22 protein-coding genes are annotated in these 21,698 nt (G+C 42.7%); 19 read left to right on the forward strand and 3 right to left on the reverse strand.

Annotation, left to right across the window (positions count from 1 at the left end):
* The first annotated feature begins 20 nt into the window (after positions 1 to 20).
* Both ACMYR3_RS00925 and ACMYR3_RS00930 read left to right on the forward strand, forming a co-directional pair.
* Positions 21 to 1,259, forward strand: a complete 1,239-nt coding sequence (locus tag ACMYR3_RS00925) for an efflux RND transporter periplasmic adaptor subunit (protein WP_424193636.1) — start codon at positions 21 to 23, stop codon at positions 1,257 to 1,259.
* Positions 1,256 to 2,683: an efflux transporter outer membrane subunit gene (locus ACMYR3_RS00930; RefSeq protein WP_424193638.1), complete on the forward strand. Its 1,428-nt coding sequence runs from the start codon at positions 1,256 to 1,258 to the stop codon at positions 2,681 to 2,683. The genes ACMYR3_RS00925 and ACMYR3_RS00930 overlap by 4 nt, the downstream gene beginning before the upstream one ends.
* Here the strand turns inward: ACMYR3_RS00930 and ACMYR3_RS00935 are convergent.
* Positions 2,676 to 3,377, reverse strand: coding sequence for a lectin (locus ACMYR3_RS00935; RefSeq protein ID WP_424193639.1), 702 nt, complete (start codon positions 3,375 to 3,377; stop codon positions 2,676 to 2,678). The two genes, ACMYR3_RS00930 and ACMYR3_RS00935, sit on opposite strands and share 8 nt — an antisense overlap.
* A gap of 464 nt (positions 3,378 to 3,841) precedes the next feature.
* Between ACMYR3_RS00935 and ACMYR3_RS00940 the strand changes: the two genes are divergently transcribed.
* The 8 genes from ACMYR3_RS00940 (at position 3,842) to ACMYR3_RS00975 (ending at position 12,882) form a co-directional block, all read left to right on the forward strand.
* Positions 3,842 to 4,729 (forward strand): dienelactone hydrolase family protein, encoded by an 888-nt coding sequence (locus tag ACMYR3_RS00940; RefSeq protein WP_424193641.1) that lies wholly within the window; start codon positions 3,842 to 3,844, stop codon positions 4,727 to 4,729.
* A 29-nt stretch (positions 4,730 to 4,758) separates the two neighbouring features.
* On the forward strand, positions 4,759 to 5,226 hold the full coding sequence (locus ACMYR3_RS00945) for a c-type cytochrome (protein WP_424193643.1): 468 nt from the start codon (positions 4,759 to 4,761) through the stop codon (positions 5,224 to 5,226).
* Between the two features lie 105 nt (positions 5,227 to 5,331).
* Complete coding sequence (locus tag ACMYR3_RS00950; protein ID WP_424193644.1) at positions 5,332 to 6,051, forward strand: cytochrome b/b6 domain-containing protein; 720 nt, start codon at positions 5,332 to 5,334, stop codon at positions 6,049 to 6,051.
* A 41-nt stretch (positions 6,052 to 6,092) separates the two neighbouring features.
* Entirely contained in the window at positions 6,093 to 7,553 is a 1,461-nt protein-coding gene (locus ACMYR3_RS00955) for an MBL fold metallo-hydrolase (RefSeq protein WP_424193646.1), read from the forward strand.
* A gap of 366 nt (positions 7,554 to 7,919) precedes the next feature.
* Entirely contained in the window at positions 7,920 to 10,346 is a 2,427-nt protein-coding gene (locus ACMYR3_RS00960; protein WP_424193647.1) for a DUF1549 and DUF1553 domain-containing protein, read from the forward strand.
* A gap of 38 nt (positions 10,347 to 10,384) precedes the next feature.
* Entirely contained in the window at positions 10,385 to 11,833 is a 1,449-nt protein-coding gene (locus ACMYR3_RS00965) for a DUF1501 domain-containing protein (protein WP_424193649.1), read from the forward strand.
* 39 nt (positions 11,834 to 11,872) lie between these two features.
* A complete protein-coding gene (locus ACMYR3_RS00970) occupies positions 11,873 to 12,295 on the forward strand; it encodes a hypothetical protein (RefSeq protein ID WP_424193651.1) in 423 nt (140 codons plus the stop codon).
* Between the two features lie 11 nt (positions 12,296 to 12,306).
* Positions 12,307 to 12,882 (forward strand): peroxiredoxin, encoded by a 576-nt coding sequence (locus tag ACMYR3_RS00975; RefSeq protein WP_424193653.1) that lies wholly within the window; start codon positions 12,307 to 12,309, stop codon positions 12,880 to 12,882.
* A gap of 78 nt (positions 12,883 to 12,960) precedes the next feature.
* On the opposite strand, the gene ACMYR3_RS00980 is transcribed toward ACMYR3_RS00975, so the two are convergent.
* Positions 12,961 to 13,620, reverse strand: a complete 660-nt coding sequence (locus ACMYR3_RS00980; RefSeq protein ID WP_424193655.1) for a c-type cytochrome — start codon at positions 13,618 to 13,620, stop codon at positions 12,961 to 12,963.
* Between the two features lie 21 nt (positions 13,621 to 13,641).
* Complete coding sequence (locus ACMYR3_RS00985) at positions 13,642 to 14,046, reverse strand: TlpA disulfide reductase family protein (RefSeq protein ID WP_424193657.1); 405 nt, start codon at positions 14,044 to 14,046, stop codon at positions 13,642 to 13,644.
* 516 nt (positions 14,047 to 14,562) lie between these two features.
* Between ACMYR3_RS00985 and ccmA the strand changes: the two genes are divergently transcribed.
* From ccmA to ccmI, 9 genes are read left to right on the forward strand one after another with little or no spacing between them, the layout of a single operon-like run.
* The gene (gene ccmA, locus ACMYR3_RS00990; protein WP_424193659.1) at positions 14,563 to 15,198 is read left to right on the forward strand and encodes a cytochrome c biogenesis heme-transporting ATPase CcmA; all 636 of its coding nucleotides are present in this window, start codon (positions 14,563 to 14,565) and stop codon (positions 15,196 to 15,198) included.
* Complete coding sequence (gene ccmB, locus ACMYR3_RS00995) at positions 15,192 to 15,860, forward strand: heme exporter protein CcmB (protein WP_424193660.1); 669 nt, start codon at positions 15,192 to 15,194, stop codon at positions 15,858 to 15,860. Before ccmA ends, ccmB begins: the two co-directional genes overlap by 7 nt.
* A gap of 30 nt (positions 15,861 to 15,890) precedes the next feature.
* Positions 15,891 to 16,679, forward strand: a complete 789-nt coding sequence (ccmC, locus tag ACMYR3_RS01000; RefSeq protein WP_424193662.1) for a heme ABC transporter permease CcmC — start codon at positions 15,891 to 15,893, stop codon at positions 16,677 to 16,679.
* Between the two features lie 34 nt (positions 16,680 to 16,713).
* Positions 16,714 to 16,869 (forward strand): heme exporter protein CcmD, encoded by a 156-nt coding sequence (gene ccmD / locus ACMYR3_RS01005; RefSeq protein WP_424196292.1) that lies wholly within the window; start codon positions 16,714 to 16,716, stop codon positions 16,867 to 16,869.
* Positions 16,866 to 17,363, forward strand: a complete 498-nt coding sequence (gene ccmE, locus ACMYR3_RS01010; protein WP_424193664.1) for a cytochrome c maturation protein CcmE — start codon at positions 16,866 to 16,868, stop codon at positions 17,361 to 17,363. Before ccmD ends, ccmE begins: the two co-directional genes overlap by 4 nt.
* Positions 17,360 to 19,360: a heme lyase CcmF/NrfE family subunit gene (locus ACMYR3_RS01015; protein ID WP_424193666.1), complete on the forward strand. Its 2,001-nt coding sequence runs from the start codon at positions 17,360 to 17,362 to the stop codon at positions 19,358 to 19,360. Before ccmE ends, ACMYR3_RS01015 begins: the two co-directional genes overlap by 4 nt.
* Before the next feature lie 9 nt (positions 19,361 to 19,369).
* On the forward strand, positions 19,370 to 19,897 hold the full coding sequence (locus tag ACMYR3_RS01020; RefSeq protein ID WP_424193668.1) for a DsbE family thiol:disulfide interchange protein: 528 nt from the start codon (positions 19,370 to 19,372) through the stop codon (positions 19,895 to 19,897).
* 28 nt (positions 19,898 to 19,925) lie between these two features.
* Positions 19,926 to 20,381, forward strand: a complete 456-nt coding sequence (locus ACMYR3_RS01025; RefSeq protein WP_424193670.1) for a cytochrome c-type biogenesis protein — start codon at positions 19,926 to 19,928, stop codon at positions 20,379 to 20,381.
* A complete protein-coding gene (gene ccmI, locus ACMYR3_RS01030) occupies positions 20,378 to 21,667 on the forward strand; it encodes a c-type cytochrome biogenesis protein CcmI (RefSeq protein WP_424193672.1) in 1,290 nt (429 codons plus the stop codon). Before ACMYR3_RS01025 ends, ccmI begins: the two co-directional genes overlap by 4 nt.
* Positions 21,668 to 21,698: the final 31 nt, after the last annotated feature.

The raw sequence follows: 21,698 nt of genomic DNA on the forward strand, positions 1-21,698 counted from the left end.
CTTCGAGTACGATTCGTCGAATGGGATTCATTGCCCTAGTTTTATTTTTGATTTTATTGATAGGAGCTGGTCTTCGAACTTACAGTAAAGTACGGGAAGCCAAATTATTGGCTGCACGTACAGCTGGAAATGCCATTCGTTCGGTACAGACCGTACAGGCCCGTTTAGGTGATCCAAAACGAAACATCACCTTGTCTGGTACGTTAAAAGGTCATGTAGAAGCACCAATTTATGCAAGGGCAAATGGCTATATTCAAGCTTGGTTTAAAGGAATTGGCGAGCCAGTCAAGAAGGGAGAGTTACTTGCAGTTATTGACGCACCTGAGTCTGAACAAGAGTTGCAACAGGCGCGAGCTAATGGTGATCAGATTCGGGCTCGACTTGAATTGGCACAATCGACATTGCACCGTTGGGAGGGGTTACGCCAACGAGATGCAGTATCTCAGCAAGAGCTTGATGAGCGTCGCGCGGCTGTCCAGCAGGCTCAAGCCGACCTGTCAGCGGCGGATGCGAATGTTAAAAGATTACAGCAATTACAAGAATTCAGACGAGTAACAGCACCGTTCTCCGGTATTGTTGTTAGACGAAATGTTGATGTAGGTGCTTTGATCGGTGCAGGAAATAATGGTACCAATCGTGAGTTATTTTATCTTGCTCAAATTGATCCCTTGCGTATTGATATTGCTGTACCACAAAATTATTCGAGTGCTGTTAATGTGGGTCAGGAGGTGAATGTTCAATTGCTTGAGCGTCCTGGAGCAACCTACAAAGGATCCATCGTCCGTACGGCTGGTGCAATTGATAGCACAACGAGATCAATGCAAATTGAGGTGAGTTTGCCAAATCCAGATGGTAAGTTATTACCTGGTTCTTACGTTGAGGTTAATTTACCTTTAACTAATCCAGGTAAAAATTTATTGGTTCCCGTCGCTGCGCTGCAGTTTCGTCAAGAAGGTCCCCGTGTTGCTGTCGTGAATGGTGAGGAACAAGGAGAGCAGCGTATTGCTATACATCAGGTCAAACTCGGACGAGATCTTGGTCGTTTTGTGGAGGTGTTAAATGGTGTTACTCCCAACGATCATATTGTGCTCAATCCACACGATGCTATAGAGGAGAGTGAGTTAGTCTATGCCCAAGCAGCGCCACCTGATAAGGTTGTCGATAAACCATCAGATAAACCACAAAAAGGTGCAAATCAATCCAATCGGCAATCTGTTGTCACTCCGGGTCCATCTTATTCGGGCAGGGTTGGTGTATGAAGCGAAATCAAACATATCCGATCTGCTTGTTAACATTGTTATTGGCAGGATGTGTTGCTGCACCAAATTATCAACACCCAGTAGCAGAAGTTCCGTTGAAGTGGCAGTCAGAATCTCCTTGGCGTGATGCCAATCCTCAGGATGCTTTACCTAAAGGTGCTTGGTGGAAAATATATGAAAATGAAACACTGAATAACTTGCAGCAACGGGCATTAGAGCATAACCAAACAGTGGCAATAGCACGTGCCAGACTTATTCAGATTCGGGCATTGGCACAATCGTCCGAAGCGAGTACTTTGCCACGTTTAGATTTTATCGGACGCACTGGACGTCAACAGCCTTCTGAGAACCGTGCTACCTATTCTGCCAATCCAGTAACAGCAATTCCCCAAAGTGAGCATGCTCTAAATTTGACTGTAAGTTATGAGCTTGATTTATTTGGGCGAGTGGCTAGTGATGTGGCAGCTTCTTTGGCGAATGCACAACAAGCACAATCTGAGCTAGAAAATACCTTATTGGTATTGAGTGCTGATCTGGCAACTTTGTATTTCAATTTATGTGCGACTGACACGGAAATTGATGTTGTACAAGAGGGGGTAGCTTTGCAGGAACGAGCAATTAGCCTACTTGTTGCTCGACATGAAGGTGGAATTTCTTCCGGTTTTGATCAGTCCCAACAGCAGGTTCAACTTGATGCCACTCGAACGCAATTGGCCTTGCTGAATCGTCAGCGACTACAGATTGAGCATGCTATTGCCACATTGCTAGGTACGCCAGCAAGTAATTTGCAATTAGCTACCAAACCGTTGCAGTCTTCAACAAGGCTGCCGGTTTTGCCGGTGCTACTACCTTCAGATATCCTTGAGCGCAGACCTGATGTCTCCTCGGCTGAGCGAGCGGTAGCAGCAGCTAATGCACAAATTGGCGTAGCACGTTCGGCAGCTTTTCCAAGCATTACATTAGGAGCTGGTACAGGTTTGCAAAGCCGTACGATTGAAAATTTATTGACTGCGTCAAGCTCATTATGGTCTTTTGGTTCAAGTATTGCCTATAACTTGTTTGATGGTGGTCGAAACAAAGCCTTGCTGCAGGCAAGTAAAGCGGCTCATGAGGCCTCTATTGCGAATTATCGGCAAACTGTATTACGTGCATTTCAAGAGGTTGAAGATGGCTTGGGTAGTCTGCAAGCCTTAGATAAGGCAAGACAGTACGCTCAAAGTTCGATTGTCAGCTCACAGCAGGTACTTGATATAGCGACGTATCGTTATCAGGGTGGCGCTGCCACCTATCTTGAGATTGTGACTGCCCAACAAAACATGTTGAACAATCAGCGTTTGGCAGCCCAATTACTGGGTCAACAATTGACTACCACCGCGTTTCTGGCAAAAGCGCTGGGTGGTAGCATAGAGACTAAATCTAATTAGTGGCAAAACAGTAGAACAGCCCTGCACCACCTGTTGCGACTAGATTTTCCTGCCCGCAGCCGCGACTTGGATGTGCTGAATTCCATGATGTGTTGCCACCACCGGTCCGGTCGAAGTGGCCAACCTGTGCAGATCCATCTGCGGCAGTACTGGTATAGTTTTTACAGGTGTGATCATTGCCATCAGCGAATGCGCGGCCATCTGGCTGCGAGCCAGTAAGAATGTCATGTTGATTTGGCGTGTCGCCAGCACCTTTAACTGGTTCGTTCTTTTCGGTCAATGCTGTGGTTCGACTTAGGTTGTTACCCAGTCTGGCGCCATCCAGCGTATCACCATGTAAATGTGCGACATCTTTGGCCACGATAACACCGCGTGCGTTATACCAGGGGCCTTGGCCGATACGATCTCTTGCATTAATGGCAGGTTGTCCATTTTGAGCCTGTGTGCTCAAGTAGGCTCGCCAGGTTTTTGTGCTGCCAATTGCATTTGCAAGGCTTTGGCAATGTTTATCTGCGCCTTCTAATCCACCTAAGTCAGCCCCTTTTCCAACACCTGTACTAGTAACAAAAAAACTGATTGGTGCTTGTGGCGGTTTCTCTGCTGCCGAGTTATTGGTGTTGCTATTTTGTTGCGCATAGGCAAATGAATTTGCTAGGGAAAAGATAAATACAGAGAGTTTCATCGCGATTTTCATGCTTACTTTTACTTTCCTGATGGTGAATGAGCACTAAGTGATTAATTGATGTCATGAAGCAATACATCACAGTTTAAGCCGTGATTTTCAAATTTATTGAGCAAGGTATTACACATTATTTTTAGCAGCTATTGTGCCTGTCAAATAGGTCACGCAACTCCCTCATACATTTATTCTGAGCTCTTTGACTGTTGCTTAATCAGCAGAGTGGTCGGGCATCTGTTGCTGATGCAGCAGGTGGCGTAACGATATTGCTTAAAAAAATTTAAATTTAAAAAATGAATTTGGATGGTGAAAAATGAACGATAGTAATTGGCTCATATTTCATAACCGAATTGATCATAAATTCTGAAAGAAATAATAAATCTTTTGAAGTTGGCATATTTCCTGCCTTGTCCAATAAATAGATATGGGAAATCAAAACTACAAAACATAGAAGTTGCGATACTTAAGGGTGGTCTTAAATGAAACGTAAAACTGCAGAGGATTTTGATCCTGAAGTCTTAAGGATTTTTGATCGTTATGTTCACGCAAAAATCTCACGGCGTGGCTTTCTTGAGGAGGTAAGCAAATACACAGTAGGTGGATTAACCGCGACTGCATTGTTAGCCGAGTTATCGCCAAGTTTCGCTGCACCCTTGGTGCTTGAGAGTGATTCTCGCGTTAAGGCTAGTTATGTGGAATATCCATCGCCAGACGGGTATGGCACATTGCGTGGTTATCTTGTGAAGCCAGAAAATGCCAAGGGGAGATTGCCAACTATCTTGGTGGTTCATGAGAATCGTGGATTAAATCCACATATTGAAGATATTGCCCGTCGTTTGGCGATAGATAACTTTATTGCATTTGCACCCGATGCGCTTTTCCCGCTGGGTGGCTATCCTGGTGATGAGGATAAGGCTCGTGAGTTATTTCAAAAACTGGATCAAAACAAAAGTCGAGCAGATTTTATTGCTGCAACCGGTATTCTTAAGAGATTGCCAGAAGGAAATGGCAAGGTAGGTGTGGTCGGTTTTTGTTATGGTGGTGGGATTGCCAATTTTTTGGCTACCAAAATTCCTGATCTGGCTGCCGCAGTGCCATTTTATGGGAGCCCTCCGTTATCTGAAGATGTTCCAAAAATAAAGTCACCCTTATTAATTCATCACGGTGAGAAGGACGAACGCTTGATAGCTAGTCTTCCAGCTTATGAGGCTGCCTTAAAGACCGCAAATGTAAATTATCAGGCTTTCATTTATGCGGGTGCTCAACACGGATTTAATAACGATACGACTCCACGTTATGACGAAATCTCGGCAAAGTTGGCATGGAAAAGAACCGTGGAATTCTTTGATAAAAACTTGCGTGTTTGAAATTTTTTAATTTAACTGAAGGAAGAAAAATGTCGAAGTATTTTAAGTCCCTGATGGCGGTAGTAATCATTAGTATTTCTGCAGGGGCTGTGGCACAGCAGGCGCCTAAACCAGAGGCTTTGATTAAGTGGCGTCAGTCTGTATTTCAGGTTGTGGCATGGAACAGTTCACGTATTAAGGCCAATGTCGAAGGCACTTATAACAAAGAAGATGTTCTGCGGGCTGCAAACACGATTGCTGCAATATCAAATTCTGGTTTAAGCGTTTTATTCGTGCCAGGAACTGAGCAAGGAAAAGGTTGGCACGATACAGCAGCCAAACCTGAATTGTTTAAGGACGAAAAAAAAGTTGCCGATTTATTTGGCAATTTTTCCAAGGAAGCCAATGAATTAGTCAAGGTCGCCTCCAATTCTGATGCGACTGCGGTGAAAGAGCAATTAGGCAAGCTTTCGAAGACTTGCAAAGCTTGCCATGATGATTACAAAGCGAAAGAGTAATTAATCATAATTTAAAAAGGCCGTTGCTATTGTCTGGCGGTGGTCTTTTGTATGGTAGGAAGTCAAGATGCAGTGATTTACTTGACGGTTTTTGGAGGAATAAGAATGCAATCTCAGTATGTATGGGATTTACCGATCCGAATTTTTCACTGGCTCCTTGCAGCCAGTATTCCTGCTGCCATTGTGACTGGCATGATCGGCGGTGATCTAATTGAATGGCACGGCCGTTTAGGATTGTTTATTCTTGGTTTAATTATTTTTCGTCTGATCTGGGGTGTGGTTGGTTCTCGCACTGCCAGGTTTGTGAATTTTGTTCGAGGACCAAGAGCAATATTGGACTATCTTCGTGGCGAGTGGCGTGGTATAGGACACAATCCGCTAGGAGCTTTGTCGGTGCTTGGTTTGCTGGCAATCATTTCGGCTCAAATCGGCACCGGTCTTTTTGCAAATGATGATATTACCTTTCAAGGTCCTTTGGCATATTTGATTGAGTCAGAATCCTCCAATCATATGCGTAGCCTTCATGCTTTATTAAAGTACGGCTTAATCGCAATGGTATCTTTGCATGTGGTGGCTATTATTTTCTACGTTCGATTCAAACGTGAAAATTTAGTACGCCCAATGTTGACTGGCCGAAAAGAAATCGATCCAAATTTGGTATCTCCTGAAATTACTCAAGGCAACCTAAGGCTCGTTAGAGTTGGGCGCAGCGCAATTTCTTTTATTGTTTCGGCAGCAATCTCATTAACAGTTGTTTATGTTGTTGCCAGTGGATTAGCACCTTCTGTGACTCAGTCATTATCTATTAAAGCACCGTTCTGGTAGCAAATAGACATTTAATCTTTGTAAGTCAATTTGGAGGATTCATGCATTTAATGAAATTCCCGTTAACGGGTCTGGTTTTCGTGTTTTCACTGACTGCACTACCTGCATGGTCAGTGACGTTGGAGTCTGCTGCTGATGCACTTGGTGTTGCTAAAATTAAGTCACTCGAATTTTCTGCCACCGGTCATTGGTTTCAGTTTGGGCAAGCACCCAGGCCAGGATTACCTTGGCCACGTTTTAATGTTAGTAGGTATACCGCTGATTTCAACTACGAAACGGCCACAGAGCGAGTACAAATCACGCGTAAGCAAGCAATTGAGCCAAAACGCTTAAGACCAACGCCTGTAGAGCAAAAAGTGGATCAATATGTCAGTGGTGGAAAAGCATGGAGCCTGGCACCACAAGTGGGTGCACCTCAAGATTCTCCACTCGTTGCGACCGCCCAGCCACTTGCTGTTGAAGAGCGTAATGCTGAAATTTGGTCTACACCTCAAGGTTTTATAAAAGCGGCACTTGCTAATCATGCAACCACCAAGTCTGGAAAAGATGGTATTACAGTTTCATTTTCAGTCGATGAAAAATTCCATTATGTTGGAATCATCAATCATAAGAATCAGGTAGAGAGAATTAAGACTTGGATTGATAATCCTGTGCTCGGTGACACGTTGGTTGAAACTGAGTATGCTAACTATAAAGATTTTAGTGGTATTGCATTTCCGACTTATCTTCTTAGAAAACAGGGTGGTCATCCTGTTTTAGAGTTAGCTGTATCTGAGGTTAAGCAGAATTCTGCTTCAGATATTGCTTTGCCAGAAAATGTTGCAAGCTTGCCTATACCTCCTGTAACAGTCACTTCAAACAAATTGGCTGAAGGTATCTACTATCTCACGGGCGGAACACATCACAGTGTCGCTATTGAGCAAAAAGATCATGTGGTGGTAGTCGAAGCGCCTTTGAACGAAGATCGATCTTTAGCAGTGATTGCCAAAATTAAAGAAATCATTCCAGCCAAGCCAATCAAGTATTTGGTGAATACCCATGTCCATTTCGATCATTCTGGCGGTTTGCGTACTTATGTTGATGAAGGCACCACTATTGTCACTCAAAGATTGAATCAACCCTACTATCAGAAGGCGTGGGTAACACCTCACTCCATTAATCCTGATCGTCTCGCTAAGTCAAAGCTAACCGCACACTATGATACTTTTACTGGTAAAAAAATCTTGTCTGATGGTAAGCGTACCATTGAAATTCATGAGATAGCTGGCAATGGACATAATGATGCCTTTTCCTTAGTTTATCTTCCTGCAGAGAAAATTTTGGTAGAGGCGGATGCATTCACGCCAACGGCCGTTAATGCCCCTTTACCAACATCACCTAATCCTTATTCTGTCAATCTATATCAGAATATTCAAAAGCTCAATTTGCAGGTTGAACAAATTGCACCGTTGCATGGCCGTGTTGTGAGTCTCAATGATTTGCGTGCTGCGATTGGCCAGTAATAAATTATCAATTAAAAAAATAGAAACCCTGCTTAACAAGTTGGGTTTCTATTACTTTTTCTATCTAACACAAGTTCGCTAGCCTAAGAAAATTTGCATTGGATAACGTCTCCCTGTGCTAATGCAAAACCTTGGTCAGTATTCACATACTTGTTTCTGTCAGCGTTCGGCTTACGGTTCTCGCCCACATCATTCTTGAAAATTACGCTGTTGATTTCTATTCAGGTAATTGCTGCAGTGTCAGCAACACTGTTTTTACTTATGCAGTGACTAATTGTATTTGTTAATAACTAGAAAAATTATTTAATTAAAACAATGAGATAGTGGTAATTTTTCTTAAAAAAAACTGGTATGGATTGTGCTGATATGGCTCTGTCGGTAGCCTTATTTTGGAGGCTAAAAGAGCAGATTTTAAATTTCCGGAGTGATTTAATGAAAATAAGAGCCATATATCTTGCCGTGATACTGGCGTTTACATCGGCGGCTGTTGTCGAAGCATTTGCCGATGATGCCAAACCTGCTGCAGTAGATGCTAATACTGCTCAGTTACCGGCGGTCAAAGCCTGGTCACCTTATCAAGTGATCAAAGCGCCAACTGAACCGTCTGTTAAGCAGAAGAAATGGGTGCGTACGCCTGTTGATGCATTTATTCTTGAAAAATTGGAAGCTAAGGGTGTTGCGCCTTCCCCTGAAGCCGATCGGGCGACCTTTATTCGTCGCGCAACTTTAGATGCCTGGGGTCTATTGCCAACGCCAGAGGAAGTAAAAGTATTTGAAAGCGATCGCTCTCCTAACGCTTATGAGAAGTTGGTAGATCGCCTGCTTTCCTCTCATCATTTCGGTGAGCGGCAGGCGCGCCGTTGGCTTGATCTGGCGCGTTATGCGGACAGCTCCGGGTTTCAAAATGATCAGACTCGGCCTAACAATTGGCGCTATCGTGATTATGTGATTAATGCATTTAATCAGGACAAGCCATACAACCGTTTTATTCAAGAGCAAGTGGCAGGTGATGAATTATTTCCAGATAGTCAGGAAGCTAAAATTGCAACGGGGTTTTTAGCGGGTTATCCTGATAATGCTAACTCACGTGATTTGGTTCAACGTAAATATCAAATTGCAACCGATATGACGGACCAGGTTGGTGAGGTATTCTTGGCTTCCACGGTTGGCTGTGCGCGTTGCCATAATCATAAGTCGGATAAAGTCAGCCAGAAAGAATATTTCCAGCTTCAGGCTTTTTTTGCAAATACCAGTTTTGATGAGTCTGTGCCTTTGACTAAAGGTACTGAGACCGAGTTTGATGCAGAATATCAAAAGGCTCAGTCAGCTTATAACCAGGCAACCAAAGATATTCGTGATAAGCAAAAAGCAATTCTTGATAGTGTTCGAGAAGTGGGACGCAAGTATCACAATGAGCGTTATTTGACTGATAGCCGTGACGCTATTTTCAAACCAGAGTCTGAATGGAATGCGCTAGATCGTTGGGTTAATTTCCGTTTAAAAACTGTTGCATCCGATCAGGACATTGTTGCTTATTTGCGCGAAACTGGCCAAGAAAAAGATCGCAAGGATTATGATCCAGCCAATGCGGAAAAGTTAAAGGCATATCAGCAATTGGCTGAACAACTGAAAAAGTTTGACAATATCAAACCCGTTAGAGGTTCAAAATGGTTGACTGCAGCGACTGAGTTAGGTCATACAGAATCCCCACCTACATTTGTTCGCTTTACCGGTATTCATGAGCGCCCAACTGAAGAAGTCCAGCCTGCAATTCCCGCATTGTGGACTGGTAAAAATCAACCACAAATTACACCGACAACAACTTCTTCAGGTCGTCGCTCAGCACTGGCTAACTGGCTCGCCGATGCCAATAATCCCTTGACCGCTCGCGTTTACGCGAATCGTGTTTGGGCACAATATTTTGATAAAGGCATCATTCCTACGATTGCTGATTTTGGGCGGGCAGGTCAAAAACCAACCAATCCAGAATTGTTGGATTATCTTGCTACTGACTTTGTCAACAAGGGTTGGAGTATTAAACAACTGCATCGTCAAATTCTGCTGTCCAGCGTTTATCGTCAATCTTCAAATCAACGTGATGATGTTGCCAAACTCGATCCAGAAAACAAGCTGTTGGCTGTTTATCCACGTAAACGTCTTGAGGCCGAAGAAATTCGCGATTCATTACTTTATGCTTCCGGATTGTTGGTTGACAAAATAGGTGGTCCAGCGGTCTATCCGCCAATCATCAAAGTCAGCAATGATATTGGCAAGTCGCAAGACTTTAACGGGAATCGGGCATGGGCTGTGTCAGAGGACAAAAATGACTGGTACCGTCGCAGTATTTATATTTTCAATCGACGTAGTTTTCCATATCCAGTGACGCAAAACTTTGATCCAGCTGATCCAAGCAAACCTCATCACAAACGCGATGTCACCACTACACCATTACAAGCTTTAACACTCTTTAATAGTGATGTTGTATTTGAATGGTCTCAAGCTTTGGCTGGTCGAGTAATTAATGAGGCGGGCCCAGATGAGTCCGCACAACTGAGTAAACTCTATCAAATATTGTTTGCACGTGAGCCTAATAAGACTGAACGGGCTGCATTGAAAGAGTTTTTGGCTAATGAGCAAATCATCATTAAACAAAAAGCTGCTACAGGCAAGTTTGAGGTGGCAGTTCCTGAGGGATTGAAGGATACCAAAAATTTTGATCCGGTTAAGTCAGCTGCATTTGTTGATTTGGTTCATACCGTGGCCAACTCTAACGATTTTGCCTACCGTTTTTAATCTAATGACCTATTCATTTACGAAATAAGGATACGACTATGAGTATTGATTCACGCCGTGATTTTCTGCGTAACGCATGCATGGGTATTGGCGGCGCGGCATTGGGTGGCCTTGTACCTGGAATAGGTGGCCTTTCAGCAGCAACTGCTGCAGAACTCATTGACCCACTTGCGCCAAAAGCACCTCATTTTCCTGCAAAAATTAAATCCGTTATTTGGTTGCATCAAAATGGCGCACCAAGTACTTTAGATCTTTATGACTACAAACCGGATTTGGTTAAATTGGCTGGTCAGGAAGTGCCATCATCATTTTTGAAAGGCATCAAGACTAGTACGCAAGGTGGTGTTGGAAAATTATTTGCATCAAATCGTACATGGAAGCAATACGGTGAAAGTGGTGCCTGGTTTTCAGATTTATTACCCAACTTGGCGCAACATGCCGATAAAATGACTTTTATCAAATCGAGCACAACAGTTGGCGCCACGCATGATATCTCGATTCTGAAACTCAATACGGGTGATCTTAATCCCGGTCGTCCATCGCTGGGTGCTTGGGTAACCTACGCACTGGGTTCAGCCAATAAGGATTTGCCACCCTATGTGGTAATGTATAACGGTGACCGTGAACCGCAAGCTGGTTCGGTAAACTGGAGTGCCGGCTTCTTACCTGCTGTGTATCAAGGAACCGCATTCCGCCCGGGTGCCTCTCCAATTCTCTATCTCGATCGTCCTGATGTTCGAACTGCTCAGCAGCAGCGTACTTCACTTGATTTGCTAAAGCGTTTGAATTCCATTGGTGCGGAGCGTTATTCGGCTGATACAGAATTGCGAGCCAGGATACAGTCATACGAACTCGCGGATCGCATGCAAGCTGCAGCGCCTGCGGCTGTAGACATCAGTAAAGAGAGTGATATAACAAAAGAAATGTATGGACTAAACGATAAGACTAGTCAGAGCTACGGTGAGGTCTTACTGCGCGCACGTCGACTCGTTGAAAATGGCGTACGATTTATCCAGGTTGTATCAGGCTTTCCTGAGGGAGCTGATATTGATAGACAAAGCTGGGATGCACATAATGATTTGGAGAAGAATCATGGCCTGATGGCCCAAATGGTTGACAAGCCAATTGCTGGTTTGTTGGCAGACTTGAAATCACGAGGTTTGCTTGATTCAACACTGGTAGTTTGGACATCTGAATTTGGTCGCACTTCATACGGTCAAAGTGGAAATGGTCGCGATCATAACCCTTGGGGCTATACCCAGTGGCTTGCTGGCGGTGGATTGAAAGCAGGGTTCACTTATGGACAGACTGATGAAATTGGTCTTCAGGTCGCTGATAAGGATACAGCAGTAGACACTTACGATCTGCAAGCAACGGTTCTTCAATTATTGGGTTTGGATCATTTAAAAACAACCTTCCTCAATAATGGTCGCTCTGAGCGTCCAACCGTTGTATACGGAAAAGTAATCAAGGATATCCTTATTTAAGGCAGCCTAAATAGGAATGTTGCAGGAATAACTTAACAAGTGCCTGCAACATTTTTTTATTGTTTTGCAGCCACGGTTTATATGCGCAAGAGATTTATTATTATCGGTTTTTTGGTTTTTTTGGTTGGTAATGTATGGTCAGCTGAAACCGATTTGGATACAGACTTAATGCAGGCGATTGAGGATGAAAATAAAAGTCTTGGATCAAATTTGGCATTAAAAGATGGTAAGTCTTCAACAGCGAATGTTAAAGAACTTGAAAGTATGTTCATCAAGGTTGAAGCTTATTTTGTTGCTAAGGGGGATGCACAAGATGCGGTTTCTCTCTCCAAGAAAAGTATGGAATTAACGGCAGAAATTGCAAAAGCAATCACTGCTAAAGACTTTGATTCGGCAATTAATTCCGCAACGACACTATCAAGAACCTGCAAGACATGTCATAACTTCTATAAAAAATCCTAAGAAAGACTAGTATGAAATATATTTGTAGCACTATTTTTATGCTGACTACCTTTGTGAATGCTTCGTTCGGAGCTTTAAACGAGGGTGATATTGCACCCGACTTTAAAACAGAAGCCTCCGTAGCAGGTAAGGCGTTTTCCTATTCTCTTAAAGAATCCATAAAAAAAGGTCCAGTGGTTGTCTATTTTTATCCGGCAGTTTATACCGGTGGATGTAATATTCAAGCCCACACTTTTGCCATTAATTATGAAAAGTTTGCCGCAGCAGGTGCTACGGTTGTTGGTGTCTCATTAGATAATATTGCCAGGTTAAATGAGTTTTCTGCGGATCCAGAGTATTGTGCAGGTAAGGTGGCGGTAGCATCAGATGTAGATGGAAAAATAGCTAAATCTTATGATTTGAAAATCAGAGATGTGGTGCCAGGTAAAAAAGATACGCGCGGAGCAGATCTTAATCATGGATTTGCCGAACGGACAACATTTGTTGTTAACAAAGACGGGAGAATAGCCGCTACTGTGGGAGGTGTTGCGCCAGATGTTAATGTGGAAAAGGCGCTTGAAGTGGTACAACAGTTATCTAGTAAATAACATAATTACGATTAATGAGCACAAAGGTGGCTCATTAATTGTAATGGGTAAATTGTGGCTCGCAGTGCAAATTCAGTATTACATCGTAGAAATGAAATGCGATAAGGCTTCAATTTCTTCTTCAGTCAATGCTTGACTAACTTTGTTCATTATGCGATCTGGACTGTTTGATCTGGTACCTAAACGCCAGTTCAGTAATTGTTCTCTTAAATAATACATTTGTTGCCCTCCAATCATTGGGTAGACCTGTTCCGATGAACGGATTCCTTGACCATTATTTCCGTGACAAAGGCTGCAAGCAATAATATTCCGAGTCTTATCTCCATTGAAATAGAGATCTTTTGCAACTTTATTTTCAAGAGTATTTTTTTCTTTATTTTTCTGTTTACTTGAAAAATAAATGGCTACATCAATCATATCCTGATCATCAATTACTGCAGCAATATTATTCATGAATGGCGCTCTGCGTTCACCAGTCCTAAAATTCTGAATTTGTTTGATGATATATTCCGGGTATTGACCGGCAAGATTTGGATATCCAGAAGAAGTGCCAATACCTTTCTCTCCATGGCATTCAAAACAATTATGCGCAAGCGATTTTTCTTTTCCTTTTTCGATGCTGCCGTTGTATTTACTTGGTATGGGAAATTCTGTGTTCTTATCTGCGGCTAAAGTAGGAGATATTGAGAAAATAATAAAAAGATAAATAATGGTATTGATATATTTTTGAATAAACAATTCATTTCCTGCCAAATCATATTAAAAGCGTTTTTTATCCAAGACTAGCAAGTCTTTTCGGATGTCATCCATATTTAGGCGGCCAAGGTAAGTTTTTTTAATGACACCTTTCCGGTCAATCAGTAGGGTATACGGTAGTACACCAGATTGATTTCCTAATTCACTGAGCAGACCTTGCTCAGAAATATCTGTCATATAAATTGGATAGTGAATATCGTATTTTTTTGCAAATTCGATAATTTTGTCTTGATTGTCAATGGCAATGCCGATGATTTGAATCGTCTGTGCAGACAGCTCATTTTGTAGTGCAGATAATTCAGGCATTTCCTTGATGCATGCTGAACACCAAGTTGCCCAAAAGTTGACCAACAGCGTTTTTCCCTTGAAAGATTCAAGCTTGAATGTTTGTCTATTGGTATTCAGCATGTTCCTGGAAAAAAAATTAGTAGTACTAATTTCATTGGGAATGACTGCATATTTCGACTTCGCAACGCAGAGTCCGGATGTCATAACAACAATCGAAAATAAAGTCACTGCAATTGATTTTAAGAATCTTGATCGATACATGATTTAAGTTTTTAGCAGTTTTAAATTTATTCAGATTAGTTTGTTTTTGTACAAATTTATAGAAAATGATGGCAGCGCAGATATTGATGGAAAATGAATATCAACTTACTTAAGTTTCGTTAAGTATAAAAATGAAACATCTTTGAGTTTATCGATTTTCCCGATTATTTGGAAAGAATGTCTTTTAATATGTAAATCGGAAATACGCTTATTACTAAGATTGTTGGCAAAATTATTAAATTGCATAAGCATAAGTATTTTCATTCGATTACTTGTTAAGTGGATGTTGCTATATTAGCCATGAATAGCGATTATCTTCAAATTTATTGGATTTAAGATAAATTATTGATTTATTAATTTTAATGTGATTAAAGCGTGTTATTGGAAGCCATTCAGTTAGCCTGTTCTTATAGTGATATACCTCTATTTGAAAATATTAATTTAAAAATCGGACCGGGTGAGGCACTGCGTGTTTGTGGCGAAAATGGAAGTGGTAAAACTAGTTTGCTAAGAATACTTTGTGGTTTAACGAAGCCAATTGAAGGGATAGTTAAATGGAATGGTCAGGATATTAGAGATGCTAATTATGAGTTCAATCAAGGCTTGATATATATAGGTCATGCGAATGCCCTCAAAGGGGATCTAACTGCTTGCGAAAATATTTTATTTGGTTCGGCACTTACTGGTGACGTGGTTTCCATAAAAGAGGCTTATCGCGTGTTACATCTTGTGGGGCTGAGTACTGTGGCAGATTACCCCATAAAAATCTTGTCTCAAGGTCAATGCAAGAGGGTTGCGCAAGCAAAGTTGCGTCTACCTGAAATGCGATCACTCTGGATTCTGGATGAACCATTTACTGCATTGGATAAACGTGCAGTCACCGATTTAATTGATGTTATGAATAACCATCTAAAAAATGGTGGCATGTTGATCTACACAACACATCAAGAGATTGAGTTAATCGCGCAACATTCGCTTGTACTCAATATAGATAGTGCGTCTATATGCTAAAAACCTTGCGGGTCGTAATTTGGCGAGATTTATTATTAATATTTCGATGTCGCTCAGATGCTTTAAATAGTTTGTTTTTTTTTGTTATTGCAGTGGCTCTCTTTCCACTTGGTATCGGACCTGAATTTGCATTGTTGCGCACCATAGCACCAAGCGTTATCTGGGTGGCGGCATTGTTTGCATCCATGTTGGCTTTAAACCGTCTATTTGTGTTCGACCATGCCGATGGAACACTGGAGCAAAGTGTTTTGTCATCCGAGTCGTTGTCTTTGATTGTGTTTGGGAAAATCATCGCTCATTGGTTGGCATCAGGTTTGCCCCTGCTAATAGTGACACCACTCTTGGCGGCAGAGTTTGATCTTGATGTCGACTGTATTGCCGTGCTGATGATTAGTCTGTTACTTGGGACACCAGTCCTTAGTTTAATTGGATCCATTGGTGCGGCATTGACTTTGGGTACTCGTAATAGCAATGTATTGGTGTCATTACTGGTCTTGCCACTCTATATTCCAACCCTGATTTTTGGAGCAGGGGCTGTTGGTGCACAGGCGTCGGGACTAGCTATCAATGGACATCTGATGTTGCTTGGCGGTATGTTATGCATGGCGTTGTCATTGGCGCCATGGGTAACTGCTGCCGCATTAAGAATAGCAGTGGAATAAACCGATTGTGAAAGTTATTGAAGATTATTCATGCAATTAAATATCAGAAATTACCCATATAAAAATGAAAAATTGAAGCAGCGTATTCGCTGGTTCAAATATGCGGCTCCATCGGTTTTTTTTTCTTTATCCGGTAGATTGATTCCAATACTTTATGTGGTTAGCTTTTTTCTTTGTACGGCAGGTTTATATATTGGATTTTTTATTGCGCCAACCGACCACCAACAGGGAGAGGCCTACCGCATCATATTTTTTCATGTGCCCGCAGCATGGATGTCGATGGTGATTTATCTGGCTATGGCTTTCTGGGCGGGTATTGGATTAGTGACTAATGTTCGTCTTGCCGCGATGTTGGCAACGGCATCGGCACCGACAGGGGCGATGTTTACGATATTGGCATTATGGACTGGAGCACTGTGGGGAAAACCGACCTGGGGAACTTGGTGGGTTTGGGATGCCCGATTGACGTCGGAATTGATTTTGTTATTTCTCTATCTTGGTTTTATTGCCTTGCAGTCGGGAGTGGACGATCCGCGTCGTGCCGATAGAGCTGGTGCAATACTGGCGCTGGTTGGTGTCGTCAATGTACCAATTATCTATTTCTCAGTGAAGTGGTGGAGTACTTTACATCAAGGTGCTTCTGTTAGTGTGAGCAATGGCTCCAGCATGGCAAGCACGATGCTTTATGGCATGTTGATTACTACCTTTGGATTCTGGTCATACAGCATTGCGATTATTTTTAAGCGTGTACGTTGTATCGTGCTTGAGCGTGAACGACATACTGATTGGGTAAAAGAAATGGTGCTGTTGGAGACTTAGCATGATATGGCAAAGTTGGCGTGATTTTTTAGCCATGGGAGGCTATGGTTTATACGTTTGGGGGTCAGCGCTAGGTGCTTTTCTATTGATGATTGGTGAAGTCATCGGTGTGACTTTTCGGCGACGTTCACTGTTGCGCAAGCTGCATCAACAGATAAAAGCCAGACAGATAGCCGAAAGAAAACCATGAAAACTCGGCATAAGCGTTTAATTTTAATTGGATCTAGTTTAGCTGCCTTGGCATTTGCTACTTGGTTGATTCTTAGCGCATTTCAAAAAAATTTGATCTTTTTCTTTACGCCAACACAAGTACTTAAGGGGGAATCTCCTAAAAATCGAACTTTTCGCCTTGGTGGCATGGTTGAGCTTCATAGCCTACAACGCCAAGCCGATGGTGTTGGCGTTACTTTTATAGTGACGGACACGGTGGAGCATATATCTGTGATGTATCAAGGTATTCTTCCCGATTTATTCAAGGAAGGTAAGGGCGTAGTTTCCCAGGGAAAGTTACGAGAAGATGGTGTTTTTTGGGCAGACGAAGTCCTCGCCAAACATGATGAAAATTACATGCCACCTGATGCCGCATACGCCATTCGATCAGCACGAGATGTCAAATCGAATTCTAGAAATGGATCTCAAGAAAAAGTTGATTTTCTTGATAGAGAAAAAGAGGCGAAGCGATGATTCCTGAGTTAGGTATTTTCTCGCTGATTCTTGCCTTATGTCTGGCCGTTGTGCAAGGTATTTTGCCAATTGCTGGGGCATTGCGTGGTAACCCATCTTGGATATTGCTGGCTAGACCTGCGGCGTTTGGTCAAAGCTTATTCGTACTTCTGGCATTTACTTGTTTGGCATATTCTTTTGTTAATAATGATTTTTCAATTGTGTATGTTGCAGCTAATTCAAATTCAAACTTGCCAGCGGTTTATCGATTTGCCGGTACATGGGGAGGGCACGAAGGCTCGCTATTATTATGGACACTTATGTTGGCATTTTGGACCAGTGCGGTTGCCAAATTCAGTCAACAACTTCCAGAAGAAATGGTGGCTCAAGTTTTGGGTGTGATGGGGCTTATCAGTGTTGGTTTTTTAAGTTTCATGTTGTTTACTTCCAATCCATTTCAACGCCTTTTGCCTGGAGCAGCCGATGGGCGCGATCTAAATCCGTTACTGCAGGATTTTGGCATGATCGTTCATCCTCCTTTGTTATATATGGGTTATGTTGGTTTTTCGGTGGCTTTCTCGTTTGCTATTGCTGCATTAATTAGCGGTAAGCTCGATTCGACATGGGCCCGTTGGTCCAGGCCATGGACATTGATGGCTTGGATGTTCATGACACTGGGAATTTTTCTGGGCAGCTTTTGGGCCTACTATGAATTGGGCTGGGGCGGCTGGTGGTTTTGGGATGCCGTGGAAAATGCTTCTTTGATGCCATGGTTGGTTGGTACGGCATTGATTCATTCGTTAGTTGTAACTGAAAAGCGTGGTAGTTTCAGAAACTGGACCGTACTACTGGCAATCATGGCATTTTCACTGTCATTACTAGGTACATTTCTAGTTCGTTCAGGCGTGTTGACTTCGGTACATGCGTTCGCTACTGATCCCAGGCGTGGTTTGTTTATTCTCGTTTTTTTGACAATAGTCATTGGTGGATCACTCCTGCTTTTTGCTTGGCGTGCCCCCCAGATTGGTATGGGTGGGCGCTTCAATATATTCTCTCGGGAATCTATGTTGCTGCTTAATAATGTGTTACTCGTTGTTGTGGCAGGAACGATTTTATTGGGTACGCTTTACCCATTGTTTCTAGATGCACTTAATCTGGGAAAAATCTCTGTTGGCCCCCCATATTTTGAAGCGGTCTTTGTGCCACTGATGCTGCCTGTACTTTTACTGTTAGCGGTAGGTCCATATATGCGCTGGAAAGAGTCTAGCCTGAATGTTGTAATGAGGGAAATTTTTTGGGTAGTTGTTGGAACGCTATTCATAGTAATTATTGCCCTGATACTCTTTAGGGTTTCAGCACTCGTTGCAGTTGGACTCGGTACTGCATTATGGATACTCCTTGCTACGATTCGGCATCTCTTATTACGGCTTCGTCATGTTACGTCAGTCGTATCTTTGTCAGAAAAATTGACCAGTCTTTCGTTTAGCTACTGGGGTATGCTGATCGCTCATACAGGAATTGCGATATTCATTATCGGCGTGACTCTGGTTAAGGGATTCGAAGTTGCAGAGGATAAACGCATGAATATCGGTGGGAGTTCCTCGGTTGGAGGATATGTTTATCACTTCAAGGAAGTAAACAAAATAGCCGGCCCAAACTACATATCCATGCAGGCTATCTTTGATGTCACAAAAGATGAAAAATCAGTCACAACGCTCATACCTGAAAAACGTTTTTTTACCGTTCAAGAAATGCCTATGACTGAGGCAGCAATAGATAGGGGTTTCACGCGTGACTTGTATATTGCATTAGGAGAACAGTTAGGTGAGTCTACCTGGGTCGTTCGTATACAGCACAAGCCATTTGTCAGCTGGATATGGTCTGGCTGCCTCATTATGGCATTAGGTGGTTTATTTGCTGCGTTTGATAGACGCTATCGTGTGGGATCAAGAAAACAGGTTATGACAAACCCAGAAAATGAGATTGATAGTCGTTATCTGAGTAGCCACGCAAGCTAAGGTGTCGTAATGAAGCGATTTATTTTTCCGTTATTTTTCTTTGTGATTCTGATCGTATTTCTTGGCATTGGATTACATTTGAAACCAGCTGAAGTTCCTTCAGCTTTGATTGGTAAGCCAGTACCTGAATTCAAATTAACTCGGTTGCAAGAACCGGATAAATTGATTTCAACTCAGGATTTGTCAGGCCAGGTCTGGTTGCTTAATGTCTGGGCATCATGGTGTACCGCTTGTCGCGAAGAACATGCGGCACTATTGGCATTTTCCAGATCGGCGTCAGTTTTAATAATTGGCCTTGACTATAAGGACAAACGCCAAGATGCAATAGCATGGCTGAATAGACTTGGTAATCCTTACTTCATTTCAGCTTTTGATGAAGAAGGTCGGGTGGGGATCGATTTTGGTGTGTATGGTGTACCAGAAACCTTTGTGATCGACAAGCGTGGCATGATCCGACTTAAATTGATTGGACCTGTGACACAAACAGTCATAGCGGAAAAATTATTGCCTTTGCTTAAGGAGCTTAACGATGCCTAAGTGCCGAACAGCTTGCTTTAGTTTTTTTATGTTCTTTCTAATATGGGCTTCTACTGTCGTCGCGCAACCAGCCTCTTTTGAGGCCAATCAGGTCGCGCTTGAAAAACATGTGATGATCCTTGCACAAGAACTGCGCTGCCTGGTTTGTCAGAATCAGACCATTGCTGATTCCAATGCTGATTTGGCAATTGATTTACGCAACCAGATTCGTGAGCAATTGGTTAAAGGTATGAGTGATCAGCAAGTCATGGATTTCATGGTGCAACGCTATGGTGACTTCATACTATATCGCCCACCAGTCAAGTCGACAACGTGGATTTTATGGTTTGGGCCATTGGTGCTGTTTATTGGTGGCATTCTATTTCTGCTCATTAAGCTGAGAAGACAGACAAGTGCCACCAGCCCATATGAAATCTCGGAGTCCGATCTGCGTCACGCAGAGGCCTTATTGCTTTCAGATTCAAAAAATGGAGAATCCATTTGATTGTCTTTTTGACTCTAGCAGGACTGCTATCCTCATTGGCGTTATTTTGTATCTTGCCATCGTTATTGGGTTACGCCAAAGGCAAGTCCGTCTCGGTATCTCAGGGCTCAGTGAATTTGCTGGTATTGCGCGATCAACGACAAGAGCTGGATAGGGATTTAGTTAATGGAGTCATTGATGCAGGGGCATATCAAATAGCTCGCAATGAACTGACACTTAGAACGGCAGAGAATTTGCATAATGAGGGCTTATCATTTTCGGCTCGTAAAAGCTCGGTTATCCAGGGTGTTGTTATTGGTGCATTATTCATAGCTACTGCCGGAATGCTATATACCTTATTAGGCACGCCAAGTGGAATTAGACCAGTGTTTGCCGACGTATCAGGTGAGGCATCTGATCAGCTGACAATACAACAAGCTGGCGCCATGGTAGAACAACTTGCTCGACAGATGGCATCGCAACCTGATAATGCGAAGGGATGGTTATTGTTGGCACGTTCATATACCGCAATGGCACGTTATGCTGATGCCAGTAAAGCTTATGCACATTTATTAAGCCAATTTTCGAATGATGCGCAATTACTCAATGCACAATTCTTTACCGATTATGCTGATGTGCTTGCTATGCAGCAGGGTAAAAGTCTTTATGGTGAGCCTGAGATGCTCCTTAAGCGAGCCCTGGTCATTGATCCTCGGAATCTGAATGCATTGGTCTTGCTAGGCAGCGCCAACTTTGAGCGTGGTGACTATCAAGAGGCGATTACAATTTGGAAGAAAGTGCTTAATCAAGTACCGGCTGATTCTGACATAGTTCAGATCGTACTTAGTAATCTTGAGACGGCTCAGGCACGCCTTGCAGAAAAATCGACGTTGGCAGGTGAGTCAACCAATCAGTTGTCATCATCGGCGAATGATTCGCCTAACTTACAGAAATCAGTACCCGGAGCCCAATTATCTGGCGTGGTCGAGTTAGATCCATCATTGCGTTCACAAGTAGCAGATTCTGATACCGTTTATATATTTGCACGTGCCGTCAATGGACCACGGTTTCCACTGGTTGTATTGCGTAAGCAAGTTAAGGATCTACCATTCAGCTTTGTGCTGAATGATTCGATGAGGATGACGCCGAATGTGAGTTTATCCAAATATCCAGCATTAATCGTGGGCGCGCGTATTTCAAAAAGTGGTAGTGCAATGCCGGAAAAAGGGGATTTGGAGGGGGTAACCTCAACTATCTCGCCAGACGCTAGCAATCTGCGCATTAGAATCAGTTCGCGGCGAGATTGAACATGGTTGATTAGCTTAATTTTGATAAGCA

The organism is Ampullimonas aquatilis (genome assembly GCF_049675895.1).
GTDB lineage: Bacteria > Pseudomonadota > Gammaproteobacteria > Burkholderiales > Burkholderiaceae_D > Ampullimonas > Ampullimonas aquatilis.

Coding starts and splice junctions, on each gene's coding strand:
- ACMYR3_RS01020 (WP_424193668.1), top strand. CDS start 19,370: ATGAAGCGATTTATTTTTCCGTTATTTTTCTTTGTGATTCTGATCGTA.
- ACMYR3_RS00935 (WP_424193639.1), bottom strand. CDS start 3,377: ATGAAAATCGCGATGAAACTCTCTGTATTTATCTTTTCCCTAGCAAAT.
- ACMYR3_RS00960 (WP_424193647.1), top strand. CDS start 7,920: ATGGCTCTGTCGGTAGCCTTATTTTGGAGGCTAAAAGAGCAGATTTTA.
- ccmE (WP_424193664.1), top strand. CDS start 16,866: ATGAAAACTCGGCATAAGCGTTTAATTTTAATTGGATCTAGTTTAGCT.
- ACMYR3_RS00950 (WP_424193644.1), top strand. CDS start 5,332: ATGCAATCTCAGTATGTATGGGATTTACCGATCCGAATTTTTCACTGG.
- ccmC (WP_424193662.1), top strand. CDS start 15,891: ATGCAATTAAATATCAGAAATTACCCATATAAAAATGAAAAATTGAAG.
- ACMYR3_RS00965 (WP_424193649.1), top strand. CDS start 10,385: ATGAGTATTGATTCACGCCGTGATTTTCTGCGTAACGCATGCATGGGT.
- ACMYR3_RS00930 (WP_424193638.1), top strand. CDS start 1,256: ATGAAGCGAAATCAAACATATCCGATCTGCTTGTTAACATTGTTATTG.
- ccmD (WP_424196292.1), top strand. CDS start 16,714: ATGGGAGGCTATGGTTTATACGTTTGGGGGTCAGCGCTAGGTGCTTTT.
- ccmB (WP_424193660.1), top strand. CDS start 15,192: ATGCTAAAAACCTTGCGGGTCGTAATTTGGCGAGATTTATTATTAATA.
- ACMYR3_RS00955 (WP_424193646.1), top strand. CDS start 6,093: ATGCATTTAATGAAATTCCCGTTAACGGGTCTGGTTTTCGTGTTTTCA.
- ACMYR3_RS00925 (WP_424193636.1), top strand. CDS start 21: ATGGGATTCATTGCCCTAGTTTTATTTTTGATTTTATTGATAGGAGCT.
- ACMYR3_RS01025 (WP_424193670.1), top strand. CDS start 19,926: ATGTTCTTTCTAATATGGGCTTCTACTGTCGTCGCGCAACCAGCCTCT.
- ACMYR3_RS00975 (WP_424193653.1), top strand. CDS start 12,307: ATGAAATATATTTGTAGCACTATTTTTATGCTGACTACCTTTGTGAAT.
- ACMYR3_RS01015 (WP_424193666.1), top strand. CDS start 17,360: ATGATTCCTGAGTTAGGTATTTTCTCGCTGATTCTTGCCTTATGTCTG.
- ACMYR3_RS00945 (WP_424193643.1), top strand. CDS start 4,759: ATGTCGAAGTATTTTAAGTCCCTGATGGCGGTAGTAATCATTAGTATT.
- ACMYR3_RS00940 (WP_424193641.1), top strand. CDS start 3,842: ATGAAACGTAAAACTGCAGAGGATTTTGATCCTGAAGTCTTAAGGATT.
- ACMYR3_RS00985 (WP_424193657.1), bottom strand. CDS start 14,046: ATGCTGAATACCAATAGACAAACATTCAAGCTTGAATCTTTCAAGGGA.